Origin of the sequence: Halopseudomonas formosensis (genome assembly GCF_900115905.1) — a bacterium.
Classification (GTDB): Bacteria; Pseudomonadota; Gammaproteobacteria; order Pseudomonadales; family Pseudomonadaceae; genus Halopseudomonas; species Halopseudomonas formosensis.
Genome location: NZ_FOYD01000006.1, coordinates 95,252 through 115,310, shown reverse-complemented (window position 1 = coordinate 115,310; position 20,059 = coordinate 95,252). Strand labels below are relative to the sequence as shown.

General features: G+C 64.4%; 17 protein-coding genes. 4 read left to right on the top strand and 13 right to left on the bottom strand.

Annotation, left to right across the window (positions count from 1 at the left end; all coding sequences use genetic code 11):
- Positions 1–44: 44 nt before the first annotated feature.
- The 8 genes from tatA to norR all read right to left on the bottom strand — a co-directional run bounded on the left by tatA (position 45) and on the right by norR (position 9,797).
- Complete coding sequence (gene tatA, locus BM046_RS10320) at positions 45–239, bottom strand: twin-arginine translocase TatA/TatE family subunit (RefSeq protein ID WP_177197839.1); 195 nt, start codon at positions 237–239, stop codon at positions 45–47.
- Between the two features lie 25 nt (positions 240–264).
- Positions 265–840 (bottom strand): nitrous oxide reductase accessory protein NosL, encoded by a 576-nt coding sequence (locus tag BM046_RS10315; protein WP_090539161.1) that lies wholly within the window; start codon positions 838–840, stop codon positions 265–267.
- Positions 841–864: 24 nt separating this feature from the next.
- The gene (locus BM046_RS10310) at positions 865–1,692 is read right to left on the bottom strand and encodes an ABC transporter permease (RefSeq protein WP_090539159.1); all 828 of its coding nucleotides are present in this window, start codon (positions 1,690–1,692) and stop codon (positions 865–867) included.
- A complete protein-coding gene (locus BM046_RS10305; RefSeq protein WP_090539156.1) occupies positions 1,689–2,615 on the bottom strand; it encodes an ABC transporter ATP-binding protein in 927 nt (308 codons plus the stop codon). Before BM046_RS10305 ends, BM046_RS10310 begins: the two co-directional genes overlap by 4 nt.
- A complete protein-coding gene (locus BM046_RS10300) occupies positions 2,615–3,916 on the bottom strand; it encodes a nitrous oxide reductase family maturation protein NosD (RefSeq protein WP_177197838.1) in 1,302 nt (433 codons plus the stop codon). Before BM046_RS10300 ends, BM046_RS10305 begins: the two co-directional genes overlap by 1 nt.
- Positions 3,917–3,994: 78 nt before the next feature.
- On the bottom strand, positions 3,995–5,920 hold the full coding sequence (gene nosZ / locus BM046_RS10295) for a TAT-dependent nitrous-oxide reductase (RefSeq protein WP_090539154.1): 1,926 nt from the start codon (positions 5,918–5,920) through the stop codon (positions 3,995–3,997).
- A gap of 37 nt (positions 5,921–5,957) precedes the next feature.
- Entirely contained in the window at positions 5,958–8,123 is a 2,166-nt protein-coding gene (gene nosR / locus BM046_RS10290; protein WP_090539152.1) for a transcriptional regulator NosR, read from the bottom strand.
- A 111-nt stretch (positions 8,124–8,234) separates the two neighbouring features.
- Positions 8,235–9,797, bottom strand: coding sequence for a nitric oxide reductase transcriptional regulator NorR (gene norR, locus BM046_RS10285; RefSeq protein ID WP_090539150.1), 1,563 nt, complete (start codon positions 9,795–9,797; stop codon positions 8,235–8,237).
- A 152-nt stretch (positions 9,798–9,949) separates the two neighbouring features.
- On the opposite strand from norR, the gene BM046_RS10280 reads away from it, so the two are divergent.
- Positions 9,950–10,300, top strand: a complete 351-nt coding sequence (locus tag BM046_RS10280) for a hypothetical protein (protein ID WP_235818620.1) — start codon at positions 9,950–9,952, stop codon at positions 10,298–10,300.
- 27 nt (positions 10,301–10,327) lie between these two features.
- On the opposite strand, the gene BM046_RS10275 is transcribed toward BM046_RS10280, so the two are convergent.
- Entirely contained in the window at positions 10,328–13,402 is a 3,075-nt protein-coding gene (locus BM046_RS10275) for an efflux RND transporter permease subunit (protein ID WP_090539148.1), read from the bottom strand.
- A gap of 3 nt (positions 13,403–13,405) precedes the next feature.
- Positions 13,406–14,506, bottom strand: a complete 1,101-nt coding sequence (locus BM046_RS10270; RefSeq protein WP_090539147.1) for an efflux RND transporter periplasmic adaptor subunit — start codon at positions 14,504–14,506, stop codon at positions 13,406–13,408.
- Between the two features lie 85 nt (positions 14,507–14,591).
- Between BM046_RS10270 and BM046_RS10265 the strand changes: the two genes are divergently transcribed.
- On the top strand, positions 14,592–15,230 hold the full coding sequence (locus BM046_RS10265) for a TetR/AcrR family transcriptional regulator (RefSeq protein WP_090539145.1): 639 nt from the start codon (positions 14,592–14,594) through the stop codon (positions 15,228–15,230).
- 78 nt (positions 15,231–15,308) lie between these two features.
- On the top strand, positions 15,309–15,545 hold the full coding sequence (locus BM046_RS10260; protein ID WP_090539143.1) for a hypothetical protein: 237 nt from the start codon (positions 15,309–15,311) through the stop codon (positions 15,543–15,545).
- Between the two features lie 54 nt (positions 15,546–15,599).
- Here BM046_RS10260 and BM046_RS10255 read toward each other — a convergent pair whose 3' ends face one another.
- Together BM046_RS10255 and BM046_RS10250 are read right to left on the bottom strand one after the other, a co-directional pair.
- Entirely contained in the window at positions 15,600–15,851 is a 252-nt protein-coding gene (locus tag BM046_RS10255; protein WP_090539297.1) for a hypothetical protein, read from the bottom strand.
- Positions 15,852–15,952: 101 nt separating this feature from the next.
- Positions 15,953–18,130 carry a malate synthase G gene (locus BM046_RS10250; protein WP_090539142.1) on the bottom strand — a complete coding sequence of 726 codons (2,178 nt, stop codon included), beginning with the start codon at positions 18,128–18,130 and terminating at the stop codon, positions 15,953–15,955.
- 205 nt (positions 18,131–18,335) lie between these two features.
- On the opposite strand from BM046_RS10250, the gene BM046_RS10245 reads away from it, so the two are divergent.
- Positions 18,336–19,268 carry a phospholipase BipL gene (locus tag BM046_RS10245; protein ID WP_090539139.1) on the top strand — a complete coding sequence of 311 codons (933 nt, stop codon included), beginning with the start codon at positions 18,336–18,338 and terminating at the stop codon, positions 19,266–19,268.
- A 42-nt stretch (positions 19,269–19,310) separates the two neighbouring features.
- On the opposite strand, the gene BM046_RS10240 is transcribed toward BM046_RS10245, so the two are convergent.
- Positions 19,311–20,054 (bottom strand): DUF2059 domain-containing protein, encoded by a 744-nt coding sequence (locus BM046_RS10240; protein WP_090539137.1) that lies wholly within the window; start codon positions 20,052–20,054, stop codon positions 19,311–19,313.
- Positions 20,055–20,059: the final 5 nt, after the last annotated feature.

Sequence of the window (20,059 nt, the reverse complement as noted above, 5' to 3'; positions counted from 1 at the left end):
CGGGCCGCGATCGGACTTGCCGACCCGATAGGCGCGAAGCCTGTTCAGGAATGCTGTTGGCTCTTGAGCTTGTCGCTTTCCAGCGCTGCGGGCGTGCTGTCACCCTCGTTGACGGCCTTGCGGAAGCCGCTGATGGCGCTGCCGACATCCGAACCCAGGCCGCGCAGGCGCTTGGTGCCGAACAGCAGCACCACGATCAGCAGAATGATTGCCAGTTGCCAGATACTGATACCCATCATCTCGTTGAACTCCTCGGTACCGACCTCAGTGGCCGGTGTGACTGTGTGGATCCATCGGCTGGGAGTGCATGTCATGCCCCATACCGCCGTGCTGCGCAGCTGCGGCCTGCTGCAGGAACTGCTCGTCGATGTCGCTGAAGGCTACTACCCGTGCGCCCTGGTGTCGGGCGGCCAGTGCCTCGGCGGCCTCGCGCTCGGCAAAGGAGGCCAGCGATGCGCCCATGGCGCCTTCCAGCCCGGTGCCGGTGACGTACCAGGCCTGGGTGGCATCGACCAGGTACGCGTCATCGGGCTGGCCCCAGTGGCTGCGACCCATGTCATGGACGTAGAGGCGCAGCTGCAGGATACGGTTCTCCGGTTGCAGCCACCAGCTGAGCATTTCCGCAGTGGAGCAGAACTTCCGCACCCCGTCGCGGGCTACTGCCTGTCCCTTGGGCCCGGGGAAATCCATCACCACCATGCCGCACACATGGCATTCGTCCTCGCTGTGGAAGGCCACCGGGTCCAGGGATACCTCGGCCTCTTCCCGGTCGCCGCAACCGGCCAGGCCCAGCAGCACTGCCAGGATCAGCCCCAGGGGAAGGTTGTATCGCAGTTTCATGACAGTTTTCCTCTTTCCTTGAAATCAGGCAGCCCGACGGCGGAAGGCCGCCCAGGCCAGCAACAGGGCGGCGCCGGCCCAGCCCAGCAGACCGGCCCAGAGCACGGCGCCGTGCACGGGCAGATCCTCGGCCAGCGACAGCACGCCGATGGCGTTGCCGCCGTCGAAGCCGCCGAGGTTGATCAGCCGGTAGATGTCGGTGGGGTTGAGCAGCAGCAGCCAGGGCAGCAGTTCGGGGTTGAACTTGCCTTCACTGAACACCAGCAGGGCCAGCAGCACCAGATCGAATACCAGCACGAAGAGGAACCAGACCCCCAGGGCCAGTCCGGCGGCACTGGACTTCTCGCTGACCAGGCTGCTGAGCAGGTAGGCCAGGGCGAGGAAGGCCCAGCCCAGCAACGTGGAGGACAGCATGAAGCGGCCGAAGGCCCAGACCAGCAGGTTCAGCTCGATATCCTCGACCAGGGCGCCGATGGCGACTGCCGCGCAGCCGAAACCGATGAGTACCGCCAGCGCCAGGATCAGGCCGTGACCGACGAACTTGCCGAGCAGTATCTGCCCGCGGCTGATGGGGTAGGTCATCAGCAGCATCAGGGTGCCGCCTTCGTCCTCACCGACGATGGCATCGTAGGCCAGCAGCAGGGCGATCAGCGGCATCAGGAAGGTGGCCAGGCTGGCCAGACTGGCGACGGTGGCAGGAATCGAAGTGAAGCCCAGCTGCCCTGACGCCGCCGCGCCGAGCCAGGCGATACCCACCGCCAGTACCGCAAACAGCACACTGATGGCCAGCAACCAGCGGTTGCGCAGGCCGTCGCTGAGTTCCTTGCGCGCAATGTTCCATACCTGGTTCATGCCTTGTCCTCCGCCGCACGCGCGCGGCTGGCGCGTTCGGTGTAAAAGCGGTACAGATCCTCCAGCGAGGGCTGCAGTATGTCGATATCGCCGGGCTGGTCCCGGTCCAGCAGCTGACGCAGCAGGCTCATCTTGGTGGCGGCGCTGCCGGTCAGCTCTATGCCGTCGCCCCCCAGCGGCCGCGCGTTGCCATTGAGCGAACTGAAGCTCTGCAGTACCTGCTCGCGTTGCTTGAGGCCGGTAGCGCGGATGCGCGAGGGCAGACCGGCGCCGGTGCGCAGGCTGGTCAGGGTGCCCACGGCTTCCAGCTGGCCGCCGGCCAGGATCGCCGCCCGGTTGATATGGGCTTCCACCCCCGGCAGCACGTGGGAGCAGAGGATGACGCTGGTGCCCTGCTGGCGCAGCTGATCAATAAGCAGATAGAGATCCTGGGTGGCGATGGGGTCGAGGCCCACGGTGGGCTCGTCCAGCAGCAGCAGGCGAGGCTCGCCGAGCAGGGCCTGGGCCAGACCCAGGCGCTGGCGCATGCCCTTGGAGTAGGTCTTCACCCGGCGATCGGCGGCGTGGGCCAGCCCCACCTGTTCCAGCAGCTGGTCGGCCTGCTGCCGCGCCGCACCCTTGATGCGGGCGAAGTGGTGCAGAGTCTCGCGGCCGGTCAGCTGCGGATAGAACATGACGTTCTCCTGCAGATAGCCCATGCGGCGGCGGACATCGGCATCATTCGGCGCCTGACCCAGCACCCGCAGCTGCCCTTCGCTGGGGGTGAGCAGGCCGAGGATGAGTTTCATGGTGGTGGTCTTGCCGGCGCCGTTGTGACCGAACAGCCCCAGCACCTCACCTTCCTCCAGATGAAGGTCGAGTTGGCGCAACGCGGTCATCTTGCCGTAACGCAGACTGACGCCCTGGATATCAACGGCATTCATCAGCGGGTTTCCTGTGTAGGTTGAATCAGATGGGTGGTGGGCATCCGCATCAGGGGGTGGCTGTCCTGCACGCCCTGCATCCTGATGACCGGGAAGGCCCGCTGCACCCAGCGCAGCACCTGGATGGCCGGACTGTTCATCAGCAGGCGCACCTGGGGATACATCCACAGCAGGCGGTCAACGTTGTCATTGGGTTCGTAGGGCACATCGCCGAGCCCGTCGTCGTTGCGATCCCAGCCCAGATAATCGCTCCAGAAATTGCCGCGGCCCTCCACCGACCACTCCTGGGTGCGGGTGGCCACGTACTTCACCTGCTGCTCGTTGCCGGCAAAGGTGTTGCTGCTGATCCTGTTGTTCTCCGAACCGGCGGTCAGGTGAATGCCCAGGTTGCTGCGTTCGAAGTGGTTGTTGGCGATGGTGTTGAACAGCGAGTTGTAGATGAACAGGGCCTTGCCTTCGCCGCCCTTGATCATGCTGTCATCACCGGTCTGCCCCCGCTGCACGTTGGAGACGAAGTTGTCGGTGATGGTCGAGTAGGTGATGAAGTTCATCAGGATGCCGTAGTTGCGGTCATCTTCGGAGCGGTTGTGCTCGACCGTCAGCATGCGGCTCTGCATCAGCGCATAGCCGGTACGGGTACGGCGGGTGGTGTTGCCGATTACCCGGTTGCTCTGGGAGAACATGTAGTGGATGCCGAAGCGCAGGTCCTCCATCAGGTTGCCCTGAATCAGGTTGTTGTTCGAGTTGCCCAGATAGATGCCGTCGCGGGTATGGCGCACCCGGTTGTTGAGCACCCTGGCTTCATTGGTATTGATCAGGTGGATGCCGTTGCCTCGGTCCTGGGAGCGGTAATCGGTGTCGCCCTCGACCTGGTTGTTCTCCACCACCAGATTGCGGGTGCCGTCCGACCAGATGCCGAAGCCGGGGCCGCGCAGCCGGTTGCCCTGCAGGGTCACGTCGGTGGCGCTGGGCTCGACGAAGATGCCGGCGTTCATCTCGGTCAGGTTGGAGCCCCAGTTGCGCAGGGTGCAGCCTTCGATGGTGACGCCCGGCGCCCGTATGGTCAGCAGGTTGTCATGGCCACCGCCATCGAGCACCGCCTCCGGCGCGCAGCGCAGGTGAATCGGGGTCTCCAGTACAAAGTTGCCGGTATGGGTGCCGGCGGGCAGAACGGAAATCTCGCCATCAGCCTGCAGCGGCAGGCTGTCGATGGGCAGGGGTGAGGCCTGGGCGTTCGCCCAGAGGCCACAGGCGATCACAAGTGCCGCAAGGTGCCGGCCTGTAGCCAGATGCGTGAACAATGCTGCATTCCTTCATGCCGGTTGAGTGGATCGGGGATGGTGCAATCCGGGCGCGGCCAGCGCGCCCGGATCCCAGGCTTATGCCGGCTCGACCAGCATGCGACCGCACATTTCCATGTGCAGCGCGTGGCAGAACCAGCTGCAGTAGTACCAGAAGACACCGGGCTTGTCGGCCGTGAAGGTGATCGACGAGGTCTGCTGCGGGCTGATCTCCATGCTCACACCGTGGTTGACCATGACGAAACCGTGGGACACGTCCTCGATCTGGTCGATGTTGGTGATGATCACGGTGACTTCATCGCCCTGCTTGACGGTGAACTCGTTGATGCCGAAGGACGGCGCCATGGATACCATGTACACCCGGACCTTGTTCCCATCACGGATGATCTTGCTGTCGGTGGTCAGGTTGATGCCATCGGCCTCGGCCATCTTCACGGTTTCGGCGAAGAAGGGGTCGTCCCGATCCCAGATCTTCTTGGTGCGGATCTGGTCGCGGCGGCACATGATGCAGTCATGCGGCTCGGCGTAGGTCGGGCCGTCGTGTACCAGCACCATCTCGTCGCCGGAGATGTCGATCAGCTGGTCGTTCTCCGGGTGCAGCGGGCCGGTGGGCAGGAAGCGGTCCTTGGAGAACTTGGACAGTACTACCAGCCACTGGCCGTCGGCTTCGCTGGTCTCGGTCAGCGAGGCGTGGGTGTGGCCGGGCTGGTAATGCACGTCCAGCTTCTGCTTGATGTAGTTGACGTTCTCGCCGTTGTGGGCGCGGATCGCCTCCTCGATGTTCCACTTGACCACCTGGCTGTCGATGAACAGGGTGGTGTAGCCGTTGCCGCGGCCGTCGAAGGTGGTATGCAGCGGCCCCAGGCCCAGTTCCGGCTCGGCCACGACCACGTCACGGGGGTCGCTGATCTTGCCGTCGAACAGATCAGGCAGCTTGTCGATGGCGATGATGGAGACGGTCGGCGACAGCTTGCCCGCTGCGATGAAGTACTTGCCGTCCGGCGAGGTGTTCAGGCCGTGGGGGTTCTTGGGCACCGGAATGTAGCGGGTGACCTTGCTGTCCTTGCCGTCCTTCTTGCGACCATCGATCACCGGTACCTTGGAATCACCCAGGGTGATGAAGTTGCCGGCCTTGACCTCGGCCTCGATGGCGTGGACGTCGAACACCACCACCCAGTCGCGTTCGTTGCGCATGGTGCCGCCCAGGTCCAGGGCCTTTTCCGAGTTGTAGCAGGTGGAGGCGCAGAAGCGGCCGGTGTAGTCCATGTCGGTGTTGTCGAGGTTGCCGTCGACGATCACCTGCCAGGCCACTTCCATGGTTTCCGCGTCCACCGCGTTGTACATGGTGTAGCTGTTCTCATCATCCATGGCGAAGATCTTGCCATCGTTGGGATGGGGGATGATGAACTCGGCGTTACCGAACACGTACTTGGTATGGGGCACCTTCTGCAGGCGCAGGCCGTGGATGGCCTGGACGTTGGGGATGGTGACCATCTTGTCCGTCTTCATGATGTCCAGACGGATACGCGCAATGCGGCTGTTGGCCTTGTCGTTGATGAACAGGTACTTGCCGTCGTACTTGCCATCGGTCATCGACAGGTGCGGGTGGTGGCAGTCGCCGTTGGTAAACCTGGCACTGTCCCCCATGATCCGCTTGCTTTCGTTGGTCATGCCCCAGCCGGTGGCGGAGTCATGGTTGAACACCGGGATGCGCATCAGCTCGCGCATGGACGGAATGCCCAGCACGCGGACTTCGCCCTGGTGGCCGCCGGACCAGAAGCCGTAGTAGGTATCCAGCTCGCCGGGGCCGACATGGATCTTGTCCATCGCCTTCTTCTGGGCGTCGCTGACGGCCTGGGCCCAGGCCTCACGGCTCATCACCGCGCCGCCGAAGGCAGTAGCGGCCACTGCCGCACCGGTGGCCGCGCTGGCGCCGAGGAAACCACGCCGGCTGAGGCCCCTGGCTTCCGGACTGGCCGGAGGGTTGTTGATCTTGTCGCTCATGTTGAAGCTCCTTGTTGGCACACTTGGTTGACGTTGGTCAGGGTTCTACTACTTGCACTACCGGAATCAGCTGCTTATCCGGCGCTTTCTTGCCACGTGTCTTGCGCTTGTTCTTCAGGATCAGCGGCGGACACTTGTTCTCGTTGTGGTAGGTCATCTGGCAATCGAGGCAGTAATGGCACTCGTTGTGGTTGATATGGCCGTCCGGGTGGATGGCCTGGATCTCGCATTCCTTGGCGCACAGCTGGCAGGGGTTGCCGCATTCCTTGCGGCGCTTGAGCCAGTCGAACAGGCGCACCCGGCTGGACACAGACAGCGCCGCACCGAGCGGGCACATGTAGCGGCAGAACACCTTGCGGGTGAAAATGTTGACCACCAGCAGGATCACCGCGTAGAGCACGAACCACCACTGGCGGTCGAACTTGAGCATGATGGCGGTCTTGAACGGCTCCACCTCGGCGGCCTTCTCGGCCAGCATCATCGATTCCAGGGAGATGCCGAACAGCACCAGCAGGATGATGTACTTGATCGCCCACAGCCGCTCATGCACCGCAAAGGGCAGCTCGTACTGGGGTATTTTCAGCTTGCGGGCGATTTCGTTGATCAGCTCCTGCAGCGCACCGAAGGGGCACAGCCAGCCGCAGAACACGCCCCGACCCCACAGCAGGATGCTGGCGGCGGTGAAGGTCCAGAGAATGAAGATCACCGGGTCGCTGAGGAACAGTTCCCAGCGGAACTCGGTTACCAGGGCATGCACGAAGGTCAGGACGTTGACGATCGACAGCTGCCCCAGAGCGTACCAGCCGATGAACACCACCGTGAAGGTCAGGTAACCGTGGCGCAGCCAGCGCAGGAAATTGGGGTGCCGGGCGAAGCTGTCCTGGAAGAACAGGATGATGGTCAGCAGCAGCAGGGCAACCAGGATCACGCCGACCTGAAAGCTCTTCTGGTACCAGATGTTGACCCACATCGGCCGGTTGGCCTCCTCGATGGCGCGCAGCTCCTCGGGGGTGGGTTCGGGGCGCTGGATGTAGTCCTCGGGTGTCTGGTAAGGCAGCTCGAAGGTGACAAATGTGCTGTCTACCGGCCCGGTCTGGCGGCGTACCAGCAGCTCCAGGGTCCAGGGGGTGCCCGGATCGAACAGAGCATCCTCACGCAGGATGAACACCCCCAGCTCCTGGAAGCGCGGCGCGCCGTCGGCCATGAGGTCATACAGGCGCTGGTGATCCAGGTCGCGGAAGCTGTGGATGTTGCCGAACTGTCGGATCTGGAAGCGATCGTAGATGCCACCGCGGACAAAGCCAGAGCCCTTGTAGGAGTACCGGCCATTGCTCAGCACGGCAAAGGCGTGTTCGCCGGGCTTGAGATCCTGCATCAGGAAACGGTACTGGTTGTCGCCCAGCAGGTTGCGGCCGACGGTCGGCGGATTCAGGTAGGCCACGTGCAGGTCGATGAAGGTCTCTTCAAGCTGGTCCGCCGGCACCTGATCGACCTGTTCGGCAGCGGTGCCGACAAAGGCCTGATTGACCTCGGCATTGCTCAGCAGCAGGCGGCGGATGGATCCATCCCCGATCAGTTCGGTCCAGCTGGCTGGCCGATAGACCTCCTCGAGCACAGTGGCCGGGCGACTGCGGGCCAGGGTATTGCTCTTGACCAGACCAAGGGCTGCGCCCACCTCCTGGGCGGCGCGCATCACTATTTCGTTGACCACCATGACGGTCACGGTGGCCCCGGCAACCGCGTCGACGGTGACCGCATCGGGATCCTTCGAGCGTCCGACCACTACCCGCTGGTCGGCGCGAATGCCGTGGTACAGGGCATTGAAATCGTGCAGGCGCTGCTCGGGGATGCCGATCAGCAGGATCGGCTCATGGTGCTCCAGCACATAGGCATCCTGGATCACGCCCTCGGTGTCCAGCAGGATCAGCATGTTGATCGGCTTGCCTGAATAGGCGGGAATGTTGAGCACGTTGATGCTCTCGAAGGCATAGCCGTAGACGGTACCCACGCCATCGGCCAGGGTGCGTATCCCATACTCGCCTTCGGGCTCGGAAATGGCGGTCACCTGCGGGAAGAACTGGCTGATGCGTTCCTCTATCAGTGCCTGCTCGGCGGAGGCCGTCGCGGTGAGGAAGAAAGACAACATCAGTACCAGGCACAGCAACCATCGGCTGGGTCCTGTGGCAGTGCGCGACGCGTTCATGGCAGACACTTCCCGTGTTCAGGGGTTCATTATCGTTATCCCGGCATGCTTGAGCCTTGCTCAGCATCAATGTCCTGTCAAATCGCCGGGAGAACGGCTCGGTAATTCGGTTCAGTTTTTGCTTCGGCCGCCCGGTGATGCTCCTTCCAGTCCCAGGCGGCGGGTCAGCCGGTGCAGGTTGCCCCGGTCGATCTTCAGCGCCCTGGCGGTCGCCGACAGGTTGCCCCTGTTGTGCTGCAGCAGGGTGCCGATCAGGCGACGCTGGTAGTCATCCACCGCTTCGCGCAGGCCATTGACCGGCAGGACGGCATCGGGGGCTGGATCCCACCCACAGGCCGACAGGCCCTCATCCAGCCCGAGGTCTGTGGCGGTCAGCTGCAGGTTGCTGCCCTGGGCCCGGGCTCGGAGCAGGGCGCGGCCGATCAGGTGTTCCAGCTCGCGCACGTTGCCCGGCCAGCCGTGTTCCAGCAGTGCCTGCCTGGCGCTTTCGGTGAGGCCGGCGCTGCGGATCTGCAGGCGGGCCCGGTTCCGTTCGATGAAATGCCCGGCCAGCAGCAGCACGTCCGTTCCGCGCTCACGCAGGGCCGGCACCTGCAGCGGATAGGCACCGAGGCGGTGATAGAGGTCGGCGCGAAAGCGTCCCTCGCGCACCGCGCTGCCCAGATCCCGGTTGGTGGCGGCGATGATGCGCACATCTACCTGATGTTCGCGGTCCGACCTCAGGCGCTGCAGCTGGCCGCTCTGCAGTACCCGCAGCAGCTTGGCCTGGACCGGCAGCGGCAACTCGCCGATCTCATCGAGAAACAGGGTGCCGCCATCGGCCAACTCGAACTTGCCGGCACGCGCCGCGGTGGCCCCGGTGAAGGCGCCGCGGACATGGCCGAACAGCTCGCTTTCCACCAGAGACTCGGGCAGGGCGGCGCAGTTGATGCTGATCAGGGGTTTGTCGTGGCGCGTGGACTGCTGATGTATGGCCCGGGCGACCAGCTCCTTGCCGGTTCCGGTCTCGCCGCAGATCAGGACGGTCAGGTGACTGCGCGCTACCAGTGCCATCTCGCTCTGCAGGTGGTGCAGGGCCGGGCTGTCGCCGATCAGCTCGGGGGCCGCGATCGGCGTGGCGGCATCCCGCCAGGTCTGTGCCGAGCGCTTCTGCTGCTCGGCAACCCGGGTCAGCCAGCGCATGCGCTCGCTGGCCTTGACCGTGGCGGCGGCCAGATGGCCGAAAGCTTCCAGGGTATCGAGACTGATGCTGCCGAAGCGTGCCGGATTCAGCGAGTCGAGGGTGAGCACGCCCCAGGCTCTGCCATCGATGTGCAGCGGGCAGCCCAGGCAGTCATGCACCTGCAGTGGACCGCTGGTGCCGCTGATCAGGCCGTCATAGGGATCGGGCAGATCACAGTCGGCGGCAAAACGGGTGGCCCGCTGCTGCTCGAGGATGTACTGCAGGCGCGGGTGTTCATCCACGTGGAAACGTCTACCCAGGGTATCGGTACTCAGCCCCAGCACCGCCACGGGTACCAGGCGACCGCCGTCCAGCCGCAGCAGCGCCAGGGCGTCACAGGGCAGGCAGGCCTGCAGTGTCTGCAGCAGGCGCCGGTAGCGCTCGGCCTGGGGCAGGTCACGGCTCAGGTCGTCGAGCAGTGGCAGCAGCGCGGTGAGTGGCGAGGGGCTCATGGGTGTGTATTCCACATCGTCTGGGCGTTCTTACCCGGTTGGTGGTTGTTAATGTGACGACTTCACCGGCGCATATCCTTGATTTTGGTCAAATCCGCCACTGGCATGCTTCCTGAATAGGTCCCGGTACACTTATCCACAGGAGAAATGGCATGAAGGTGAAAGCAGGCGTGGTAGCAGCGGTACTTGCTCTGGGCAGTATCCCCGCAATGGCGGAGCAGGTGGTGGCGGAAATGGGTGATACCACAGCCGGCGCTGGGCTGGGCGTGAGCACCGGGCTGATGGTCGGCGGCGCTGCCGGTGGTCCGCTGGGCGCGCTGGTGGGTGCCGGTGCCGGGCTCTGGCTGGGCAGGACGGTGCAGCAGGCAGGCGGGCTGGAGGAGCGCGCTTATCAGGTCCGCGACGGGATGGGTGAGCTGGATATCGTGCGCTCACCGACAGCGCAGTTCGCCGTCGGCGATCGGGTCGAGCGCCGCGGCAACCGCCTGTACGCGGTGCCGTAGCAGGGTGAGGGGGCCTGTGGCCCCGGATCAGCTGTGCTGCGGCGGCCTGACCCTGAACCAGGCGGCATAGAGTGCCGGCAGGAACAGCAGGGTCAGGGCCGTGGCCACCGTCAGCCCGCCCATGATGGCTACCGCCATCGGACCGAAGAACACGCTGCGCGACAGCGGGATCATCGCCAGGATGGCCGCCAGCGCGGTCAGTACTATGGGGCGGAAACGCCGCACCGTGGCATCGATGGTGGCGGTCCAGCGGTCATGGCCGGCGGCGATGTCCTGATTGATCTGGTCGACCAGGATCACCGAGTTGCGCATGATCATGCCGGACAGGGCGATGGTACCGAGCATGGCGACGAAGCCGAAGGGTTCGCGGAACACCAGCAGGAACAGGGTGACTCCGATGATGCCCAGGGGCGCGGTGAGAAACACCATGGCCGACAGCGAGAAGCTGCGCAGCTGGATCATCAGCAGGGTCATGATGACCAGTCCGAGCAGCGGCAGCCCCTTGATGATGGACTTCTGCCCCCGCGCCGAATCCTCCACGGTGCCGCCGGTATCGATGCGGTAGCCACTGGGCAGCTGCTCGCGGATCGACGCCAGGCTGGGCAGGATCTGCTTCACCACGGTGGCCGGCTGCTCGGCGCCTGGGATGTCCGCCAGCACTGTCACCGTGGGCAGCCGGTCCCGGCGCCAGATGATGCCTTCCTCGAAGCCGTACTCCAGAGTCGCGACCTGCTCCAGGGCAACGCTGCGTCCGTCCCCGGTGGGAATGGCCAGACTCGGCAGGTGCTGCAGCTGGTCCCGCTCCTCGCTGGTACCGCGCAGCAGTATCTCGATCAGCTCGTTACCGTCGCGGAACTGGCTGACCCGGTTGCCGGTGAGCTGGCTGGCGAGGAAGCCGGCCACATCGGCGGTACTCAGGCCCAGGGCCCGGGCGCGCTCCTGATCGATGTTCAGGTGGACTATCTTGCTCGGCTCCTCCCAGTTCAGATGGACATGGTTGACCGCCGGGTTGCGCCGTACCTGGGCGGCGACCTCCCGGGCCACACGGCGCACCTCATCGATATGCTCGCCGGAGATACGGAACTGGATCGGATAGCCCACCGGCGGCCCATTCTCCAGTCGGGAGATGCGGGCGCGCACCTCGGGGAAGTCGCGGGCGAAGACCTCCATCAGCCAGCTGCGGATCTCCTCGCGATCTTCGATGGAACGGGCCTTGACCACGAACTGGGTGAAACGGGTGGCCGGCAGCTGCTGGTCCAGCGGCAGGTAGAAGCGCGGGGAGCCGGTGCCTATGTAGGCGACAAAGTTCTCGATGCCCGGGTGATCGCGCAGTCGCTCCTCCAGACGTCTGGCCTGTGCCTCGGTCGCCTTGAGCGAGGAGCCCTCGGCCAGGGTCAGGTCGACCATCAGCTCGAGGCGGCCCGAGGGTGGGAAGAACTGCTGGGGGACCAGCCGGAACGCCAGCAGCGAACCGATGAACAGCGCCAGGGTCAGCAGCAGCACCAGCCAGCGGTGGTTCACGCACCAGACGATGGTGGCCCGTACCCGGTGGTAGAAGGGGGTGGCATAGGGATCCTGGCCCTCGGCGTGGCTGCCGTGCTTCTTCGCATGCAGGGCGGCCATGTCCGGCAGCAGCCGGTAGCCCAGCCAGGGTACGAAGATCACGGCGGCAATCCAGGACACCAGCAGGGCGATGGTCACCACCTGGAAGATGGCGCGGGTGTATTCGCCGGTGGCCGAGGCGGCGATGGCAATGGGCAGAAAGCCGGCGGCGGTGATCAGGGTCCCGGTCAGCATGGGGAACGCGGTACTGGTCCAGGCGAAGCTGGCTGCCTTCATGCGGTCAAAGCCCTGCTCCATCTTGATCGCCATCATCTCCACGGCAATGATGGCATCGTCCACCATCAGGCCCAGCGCCAGTACCAGCGCGCCCAGGGAGATCTTGTGCAGACCGATGTCGAACTGGTTCATCAGGGTAAAGGTCATCGCCAGCACCAGCGGGATCGACAGGGCCACGACCAGGCCGGTGCGCAGGCCCAGGGAGAAGAAACTCACCACCAGTACGATGATGACCGCCTCGGCCAGTACCCGGACGAACTCGCCGACACTGTCGCGTACCGCTTCAGGCTGATCCGAGACCTTGTGCAGCTCCATGCCCAGGGGCAGGGTCTGGCGCAGCCGATCGAACTCGGCCTCCAGGGCATCGCCCAGTTGCAGGATGTCGCCCCCGGGTTTCATCGATACCGCCAGGCCCAGGGCATCCTGCTCCATGAAGCGCATGCGCGGGGCCATGGGGTCGTTGAAGCCGCGGAAGACGTCGGCGATATCCTCGATATGGAAGGTGCGGTCACCGACCCGCAGGGGGAAGCGGCGGATCTCCTCGACGCTGCGGAACTGACCGGAGACCCTCAGACGTACCCGCTCATCCGGGGTCTCGAAGAAGCCGGCCTCGCGCAGATTGTTCTGCTCCTGCAGTGCCTGCTGCACTGCCGGCATCGACAGGCCCAGGGTAGCCAGCCGCGGGTTGGATATCTCGATCCAGATCTTCTCGTCCTGCACGCCGATCAGCTCGACCTTGCCGACGTCGCGGATGCGCTGCAGCTGCAACTGCAGGCGCTCGGCATAGTCCTTGAGCACGGCGTAGTCGAAGCCTTCACCGGTCAGGGCATAGATGTTGCCGAAAGTGGTGCCGAACTCGTCGTTGTAGAAGGGACCGACGATATCCGGCGGCAGGGTATGGCGGATATCGCCGACCTTCTTGCGCAGCTGGTACCAGAGCTCCGGAATCTCCCGGGGCGGCAGGTCGTCCCGGGCGACGAAGGTGATGGTGGACTGCCCCGGGCGTGAATAGGACACCACCTGCTGGTAGTCCCCGGTCTCCATGACCTTCTGTTCGATGCGGTCGGAGATCTGCTGGGCTACCTCCTCGGCGGTAGCGCCGGGCCACTGGGTGGTCACCACCATGGCCTTGAAGGTGAAGGGCGGGTCCTCGCTCTGGCCCAGCTGCCCGTATGACAGGACGCCGGCCACCGCCAGCACCAGCATGAAGTAGAGCACGAGCTGGCGGTTACGCAGCGCCCAGCTGGAGAGGTTGAAATTCATGGCTCACTCCCCGGAGATCTGGACGCTGCGGTTCTGCCGGTCGACCGGCAGCACCTGCTGGCCCTCAAGCAGCATGTGAACCCCGGCGGCCACTATCCAGTCGCCTGCCTCCAGGCCCTGGAGAATGGTGGCGCGGTCGTGCTGATAGTTGCCGACCTGCACCGGCTGGCGGCGCAGGCGGTGGGACTCTGACTCCACCACCCAGACAAAACTCTGGCCTGCCTCGGCACTGACTGCCGCCAGCGGTACTGCAAGGGCGCTCTGGCTGGGGTTCTCGATGAATACGCGAGCGCTCTGGCCCAGCTCGATCTCCGCTTCGGGCGCCTCGAAGGCGACCCGTGCGGCGAAGGTGCGGGACTGCGGGTCGGCTGAAGGGGACAGTTCGCGCAGGCGCCCCGGGTATAGCTGATCGGGACGCGACCACAGCTGCACCTGCACCGGCAGGCCCAGCTGCAGCTGTCCGAGGCTGCCCTCGGGCAGGCTGAACAGCACCTCGCGCTCGCCATCGGCGGCCATCACCAGCACCGTCTGGCCGGCGGCGACGACCTGGCCGCTTTCCAGCAGGCGGCGGGTGATGACCCCATCCTCCGGTGCGCGCAGCACGCTGTAGGTGGCGTGGTTCTGTGCCACGTCGAACTCGGCGCGGGCCTGCTTCAGCCGGGCGGCGGCGGAGCGGTAACTGTTCTCGGCGTTGTCATACTGCGAGGAACTGATCATCTGCCGCTCCAGCAGGGTGCGGTAGCGGTCGCGTTCGGCCTGGGCAAGACTCAGGTTGGCCTCGGCGGCAGCCACCTGCGACCGTGCCGCTTCCAGCTGCAGGCGCGCATCCTCGGGATCCAGTTCCGCCAGCGGCTGGTTCTTTTTCACCCGATCACCGACCTCGACCAGGCGCCGGGTGACCTTGCCGCCGATGCGGAACGCCAGTTCCGGTTCGTGGCGGGCCCGCACCTCTCCGGGGTAGCTGAGTACCTGGGCGCTGGCGGGCTGGGGCTGGGTGACCAGTGCCGGGCGGGGTTGCTCGTCCACCGTCTGTGGATCGCTGCAGGCTGACAGCATCGAGCAGAGAAGGGCAATGACGCCAAGGGAAGCAAGATAGCGGTGCATGGTCGTGTGCCTGAATCAGAGTGGAATAAGTGTGCTGGCGAGTATAGTATGAATAGTGAACTCATCAGTCCAGTATTGGCAAGATATGTCGAACGCGAAAATTCCTGCTCCGGGTCCCGGGCGTCCCAAGGACCCCGCCAAGCGTGCCGCGGTGCTGCAGGCAGCGCAGCAATTGTTTCTGCGCAATGGCTACGAGGGCACCAGCATGGATGCGATCGCCGCCGAGGCCGGCGTATCCAAGCTCACTGTCTACAACCACTTCCGGGACAAGGAGACACTCTACGCCGCTGCCATCAGACTGGTCTGCGAGGCGCAACTGCCCGACCTCTACAGTGGTATAGCGCCGCAATGCGATATCCGACAGACCCTGGAGCGGATCGGGCTGTCCTTCTGTGCGCTGGTCAACAGTCCCGAGTCCCTGGCCTTGCACCGCCTGCTGGTGGGGATGGCCGGGCAGGATGCCAAGCTGGCCGAGCTGTTCTACGAGGCCGGTCCGCAACGGGTATGTGAGGGCATGACCCTGATCCTCGAGCAGGCCTGCGCGCGCGGGGAGTTGTGCATCGACCAGCCGATGGATGCGGCGCGCCACTTCTTCACCCTGCTCAAGGGCGATCCCCACTTCCGGCTGCTGATCGGATTCGCGCCGGCCATGGACCAGGGGCAGCTCCAGGAGCACGTCGGGGGTGTAGTCGAGTTGTTTCTCAGGCTCTACGGCCCGGCCTGAGGCTGCTGGCAGAGGGCCGCCGCTGGTTGCCTGTCGCGCTTTGCTATATGCTCTGCGGTTTTTTGCCGGGGGCTCAAGATGTTGGAAACCACGCTTACACAACTGGAACGTCTGCTGGATGATCTGCTGCAGCAGAACAGTACACAGCAGGAGACGATCGCCAGACTGGAGCGGGAACTGCTGCAGCTGCGTGAGGAGAACGACAACCTCCAGCTGAGCAATCTGGAACAGGAAGAGCAGCTGGCCACGACGCTGGAACGGCTCAAGGGCATGCTCGAACGCAGCGGCGCCGGTTCCCAGAGTACTCCTGCCTGATTTGGGATATTCCGAAGTTCGATGAAAAGGCCGCTTACGCGGCCTTTTTCAGGTTCATCGCGCGTTTCCAGGGGGGGCGGCGTTCTTCCGGGTGCCGCGCAGATTCATCGCGAACAGCCCCAGCTGCAGCACTATCAGTGCCCAGGCCTGACTGTGCCAGCCCCAGATGACCCAGAGTACATTGCTCAGAATGAAGCACAGGAAACCGGCACAGCGGCGGACGCGGTGGCGCGAGCCCACCAGCCAGGCGGCGATGAGGGTGACCAGCATGGCCGGCCACTGCAGCAGGTCGATCAGCGATTCCATAGTCATGAAGGTTCAGACCGGAGCGCTGGGCTGCCGTTCATTGATTGCACCGGAAACGCAAAACCCCGGCCTGGGCCGGGGTTTTGCTGTTACGCTGGTTCTCAGCAGCCGAAGCGCGCCTTGAACTCGCGACGGCGACGGTGCAGAACCGGCTCGGTGTAGCCGTTCGGCTGCTTGGTGCCTTCGAGGATCAGCTCCAGCGACGCCTGGAAGGCGATGCTGTCATCGAAGTTCGGTGCCATCGGGCGGTAGGCCGGGTCACCGGCATTCTGCCGGTCGACCACCTCGGCCATGCGCTTCATGCTCTCGACCACCTGCTCCTCGGTGATGACACCGTGGCGCAGCCAGTTGGCCAGCAGCTGGCTGGAGATGCGCAGGGTGGCGCGGTCTTCCATCAGGCCGACATCGTTGATGTCCGGCACCTTGGAGCAGCCGACGCCCTGGTCGATCCAGCGTACGACGTAACCCAGGATGCCCTGGACGTTGTTGTCGATCTCGTTCTGCTTCTCCTCGGCACTCCAGTTGGTGTCCTGAGCCAGCGGAATGGTCAGGATGTCGTCCACCGAGGCGAAGGGGCGCTTGGCCAGTTCCTTCTGACGCTCGAACACGTTGACCTTGTGGTAGTGCAGGGCGTGCAGCGCGGCAGCAGTGGGGGAGGGTACCCAGGCGGTGTTGGCACCGGCCATCGGGTGGCCGATCTTCTGCTCCAGCATGGCGGCCATCAGGTCCGGCATGGCCCACATGCCCTTGCCGATCTGGGCGCGGCCGGACAGGCCGAGGTTCAGACCGTGGTCGACGTTCCAGTCCTCGTAGGCAGCAATCCACTTCTGGGCCTTCATGGCAGCCTTGCGTACCACGGGGCCGGCCTCCATGGAGGTATGGATCTCGTCACCGGTACGGTCGAGGAAGCCGGTGTTGATGAACACCACGCGCTCGCTGGCCGCCTTGATGCAGGCCTTGAGGTTGACGGTGGTGCGACGCTCCTCGTCCATGATGCCCATCTTCAGGGTGTTGCGGGCCAGGCCCAGCAGGTCTTCCACCCGGTTGAACAGCTCATTGGCGAAGGCCACTTCCTCGGGGCCGTGCATCTTCGGCTTGACGATGTACACCGAGCCGGCGCGGCTGTTCCGGCGGCTGGTGTTGCCCTTGAGGTTGTGGATGGCAATCAGGCTGGTGACGATACCGTCCATGATGCCTTCGGGCACTTCGTTGCCGTCCTTGTCGAGGATGGCATCGTTGGTCATCAGGTGGCCGACGTTGCGCACGAACAGCATGGAACGGCCGTGCAGGCTCAGCTCGCTGCCATCGGCGGCGGTGTAGGTGCGGTCCGGGTTCATGGTCCGGGTGAAGGTGCTGCCACCCTTGCTCACGGCTTCGGCCAGGTCGCCCTTCATCAGGCCCAGCCAGTTGCGGTAGGCCAGTACCTTGTCATCGGCGTCGACGGCGGCGACCGAGTCTTCGCAGTCCATGATGGTGGTCAGGGCGGCTTCCATCAGCACGTCCTTGACTCCGGCAGCGTCGGTCTGGCCGATCGGGCTGCTGCGGTCGATCTGGATCTCGAAGTGCAGGCCGTTGTTTTTCAGCAGAACGGCGCTGGGTTCGGCGGCATCACCCTGGTAGCCGATGAACTTCTCGGGCTGGGCCAGACCGGTCTGGCTGCCATCCTTGAGACTGACCTGCAGCTGGCCGTTGACCACGGCATAGGCTGTCGCATCGCTGTGGGAACCTTTGGCCAGGGGTGCTGCCTCATCAAGGAATGCGCGGGCATAGGCAATTACCTTGTCGCCCCGTACCTGGTTGTAGCCCGGGCCCTTCTCGGCGCCACCTTCTTCACTGATGGCGTCGGTGCCGTACAGAGCATCGTACAGCGAACCCCAGCGGGCGTTGGCGGCGTTGAGCGCGAAGCGGGCGTTCATGATCGGCACCACCAGCTGCGGACCGGCCATGGTGGCGATCTCGTCGTCCACGTTCTGGGTGGTAACCTTGAAGTCGGCCGGCTCCGGCAGCAGGTAGCCGATCTCCTGCAGGAAGGCCTTGTAGGCTGCGGCATCGTGGGCCTGGCCGGCGCGCTGCTGGTGCCATGCATCGATCTGAGCCTGGAGGTCGTCACGTTTTTTCAGCAGTGCGCGGTTTTTCGGTGCCAGATCGTGAATCAGCGTGTCCACACCGTTCCAGAAGGCGGTGACGTCAACGCCAGTACCGGGAATGGCCTGCTCATTGATGAAGTCATAAAGAACCCTGGCAACCTGGAGATTACCAACCTGGATGCGATCACTCATGAAAACCCCTCACTCTTCGGAGAAACTGCGCCATGGCGCATAAGGACGTGACATTTCGAGACGCAGCATGTTACACGATGATTCATTGCAAAGCATGTTCACTACAATGAATTGTTCGGCAGACGAGGCAATTGAGCAGACTTTTACCCGTTTGGCAGGGTAATTCGCTACCGATGCGGAAAAAAACCGTCACAAGGCCCATTGGATGAATCAGACGTTTTTCGAGGAACTGGTCGCGCAGTTACCGCAACTGGAGGCAGATCAGCCCATCAATCCCCAGGCCAGGCAGTACGCCGCCTATTACGGAATCGACTTCAGTGACGAGGTACGGCAGCATCTGGGACGCATCCGGGTGGACGGGTTCGATGTGGCTCTGCAGATCTGGCGACCCTCCGCGCCGCGGGGCACCCTGTTCATTCTGCATGGCTACTACGACCATATGGGACTCTACCGGCACGTGATCCGCTGGGCGCTGGAGCAGCGTCTGGCGGTGCTCGCCTTCGATCTGCCGGGCCATGGTCTGTCCAGTGGCGAGCGGGCCAGTATCGACAGCTTCCTGCGCTATCAGCAGGTGCTGGATGGCGTGATCGAGCATGCGGGGCTGTGGAAACTGCCCGCACCCTGGCACTATCTGGGCCAGAGTACCGGCGGTGCCATCCTCATTGACCGTCTGCTGCACGGGGAGGTCCCCGAGCAGAGCGGGCGCACCATCCTCATGGCGCCCCTGGTACGCCCCCGGCAATGGGGCGTTTCCCAGTTCAGTCTGAAACTGCTCGGCGGTTTCATTCAGCAGCTGGGGCGGCGCTTCACTGACAACTCCACGGACGAGGAATTTCTCGCCTTCATCCGTGAGCGCGACCCGCTGCAGCCGCAGGTGCTGCCAGTGGCCTGGGTGCAGGCGCTGGACAAGTGGATTCCCCACATCGAGGCGGCGATCCCGGCTGACCATCGGCCGCTGATAGTGCAGGGCCAGGCCGATGGCACCGTGGACTGGCAGCACAATATCCGTGTTCTGCAGGACAAGTTCGACGATCCGGAACTGCTCTACCTGCCCGATGCCAGGCACCACCTGGCCAATGAGAAGGCCGACTTCCGCCAGCGCTATCTGGACTGGCTGGGCGAGCGTCTGGGGTACTGACGAAGGTGCTGCGGTATCGCCGGGCGATACCGCAGGAGTCGATCAGGGATTGAGGGCGTCCTGCACCGCCCGCTCGGTGGCGCGGTAGAAGGCGCGGCCAGCCGCCGACTCGCTCCAGTCGGCAAAGCGGGTCAGCTCGGCGTCAGACAGGTCCCGGTAGATATAGGCGAGGGTATTGGGCAGTTCCGGGCGCATCTGCTGACGGAGACGCTCGCGGCCGCCATCGCTGGCCGCCTGAGCGGTGCCGAGCAGGCCACCGAGCAGGTCGTTGGCGCTCTGGGCCGCCAGGCCGGTCAGGGCAGTGGAAACCTCGACGCCCATTTCCAGCGCCGGCAGCTGGCTGGCCAGACGATCGATCAGCGCCCGCCGCTCGGGGCTCAGCTGCATCACCGGCAGACCGCCCTGCATGGCGGCCACCGAGGCCGGCGAGCTGGCGTTGGTTTCGATCTGCACTATCTTCCGGCCCAGGGTGCTGTCGAAGAATTCCAGGGCCTGGCGCATATGCCCCTCATCCAGCTCGAGCGCCAGCCGCGTCTGCGCCCGGTCATGCATGCCGCGCAATTCGAAGCGCTGGCTGCTGTTGCGTTGCAGGGTGTCGCGTACCGCCGGTGGAAGCTGGGCGCCATACTGCTGCTGGGCCTTGGCCAGCGCGGCCTGGAAGTGCTCCTGATGCTGGGCCATGCCGCTGGCCTGATACAGGCGGCCGGTATCGGCCAGGGCGTTCAGGCTGGTCAGCAGCAGACCGAGGAACAGGCCGAGGGGCAAGCGCAATAGGGTGAAATGCATGTGGA

What these genes read in the sequence shown, in the direction of transcription:
- tatA (WP_177197839.1), bottom strand. Translation starts at nt 239, where the DNA reads ATGATGGGTATCAGTATCTGGCAACTGGCAATCATTCTGCTGATCGTG.
- BM046_RS10315 (WP_090539161.1), bottom strand. Translation starts at nt 840, where the DNA reads ATGAAACTGCGATACAACCTTCCCCTGGGGCTGATCCTGGCAGTGCTG.
- BM046_RS10310 (WP_090539159.1), bottom strand. Translation starts at nt 1,692, where the DNA reads ATGAACCAGGTATGGAACATTGCGCGCAAGGAACTCAGCGACGGCCTG.
- BM046_RS10305 (WP_090539156.1), bottom strand. Translation starts at nt 2,615, where the DNA reads ATGAATGCCGTTGATATCCAGGGCGTCAGTCTGCGTTACGGCAAGATG.
- nosZ (WP_090539154.1), bottom strand. Translation starts at nt 5,920, where the DNA reads ATGAGCGACAAGATCAACAACCCTCCGGCCAGTCCGGAAGCCAGGGGC.
- nosR (WP_090539152.1), bottom strand. Translation starts at nt 8,123, where the DNA reads ATGAACGCGTCGCGCACTGCCACAGGACCCAGCCGATGGTTGCTGTGC.
- norR (WP_090539150.1), bottom strand. Translation starts at nt 9,797, where the DNA reads ATGAGCCCCTCGCCACTCACCGCGCTGCTGCCACTGCTCGACGACCTG.
- BM046_RS10280 (WP_235818620.1), top strand. Translation starts at nt 9,950, where the DNA reads ATGAAGGTGAAAGCAGGCGTGGTAGCAGCGGTACTTGCTCTGGGCAGT.
- BM046_RS10275 (WP_090539148.1), bottom strand. Translation starts at nt 13,402, where the DNA reads ATGAATTTCAACCTCTCCAGCTGGGCGCTGCGTAACCGCCAGCTCGTG.
- BM046_RS10270 (WP_090539147.1), bottom strand. Translation starts at nt 14,506, where the DNA reads ATGCACCGCTATCTTGCTTCCCTTGGCGTCATTGCCCTTCTCTGCTCG.
- BM046_RS10265 (WP_090539145.1), top strand. Translation starts at nt 14,592, where the DNA reads ATGTCGAACGCGAAAATTCCTGCTCCGGGTCCCGGGCGTCCCAAGGAC.
- BM046_RS10260 (WP_090539143.1), top strand. Translation starts at nt 15,309, where the DNA reads ATGTTGGAAACCACGCTTACACAACTGGAACGTCTGCTGGATGATCTG.
- BM046_RS10255 (WP_090539297.1), bottom strand. Translation starts at nt 15,851, where the DNA reads ATGGAATCGCTGATCGACCTGCTGCAGTGGCCGGCCATGCTGGTCACC.
- BM046_RS10250 (WP_090539142.1), bottom strand. Translation starts at nt 18,130, where the DNA reads ATGAGTGATCGCATCCAGGTTGGTAATCTCCAGGTTGCCAGGGTTCTT.
- BM046_RS10245 (WP_090539139.1), top strand. Translation starts at nt 18,336, where the DNA reads ATGAATCAGACGTTTTTCGAGGAACTGGTCGCGCAGTTACCGCAACTG.
- BM046_RS10240 (WP_090539137.1), bottom strand. Translation starts at nt 20,054, where the DNA reads ATGCATTTCACCCTATTGCGCTTGCCCCTCGGCCTGTTCCTCGGTCTG.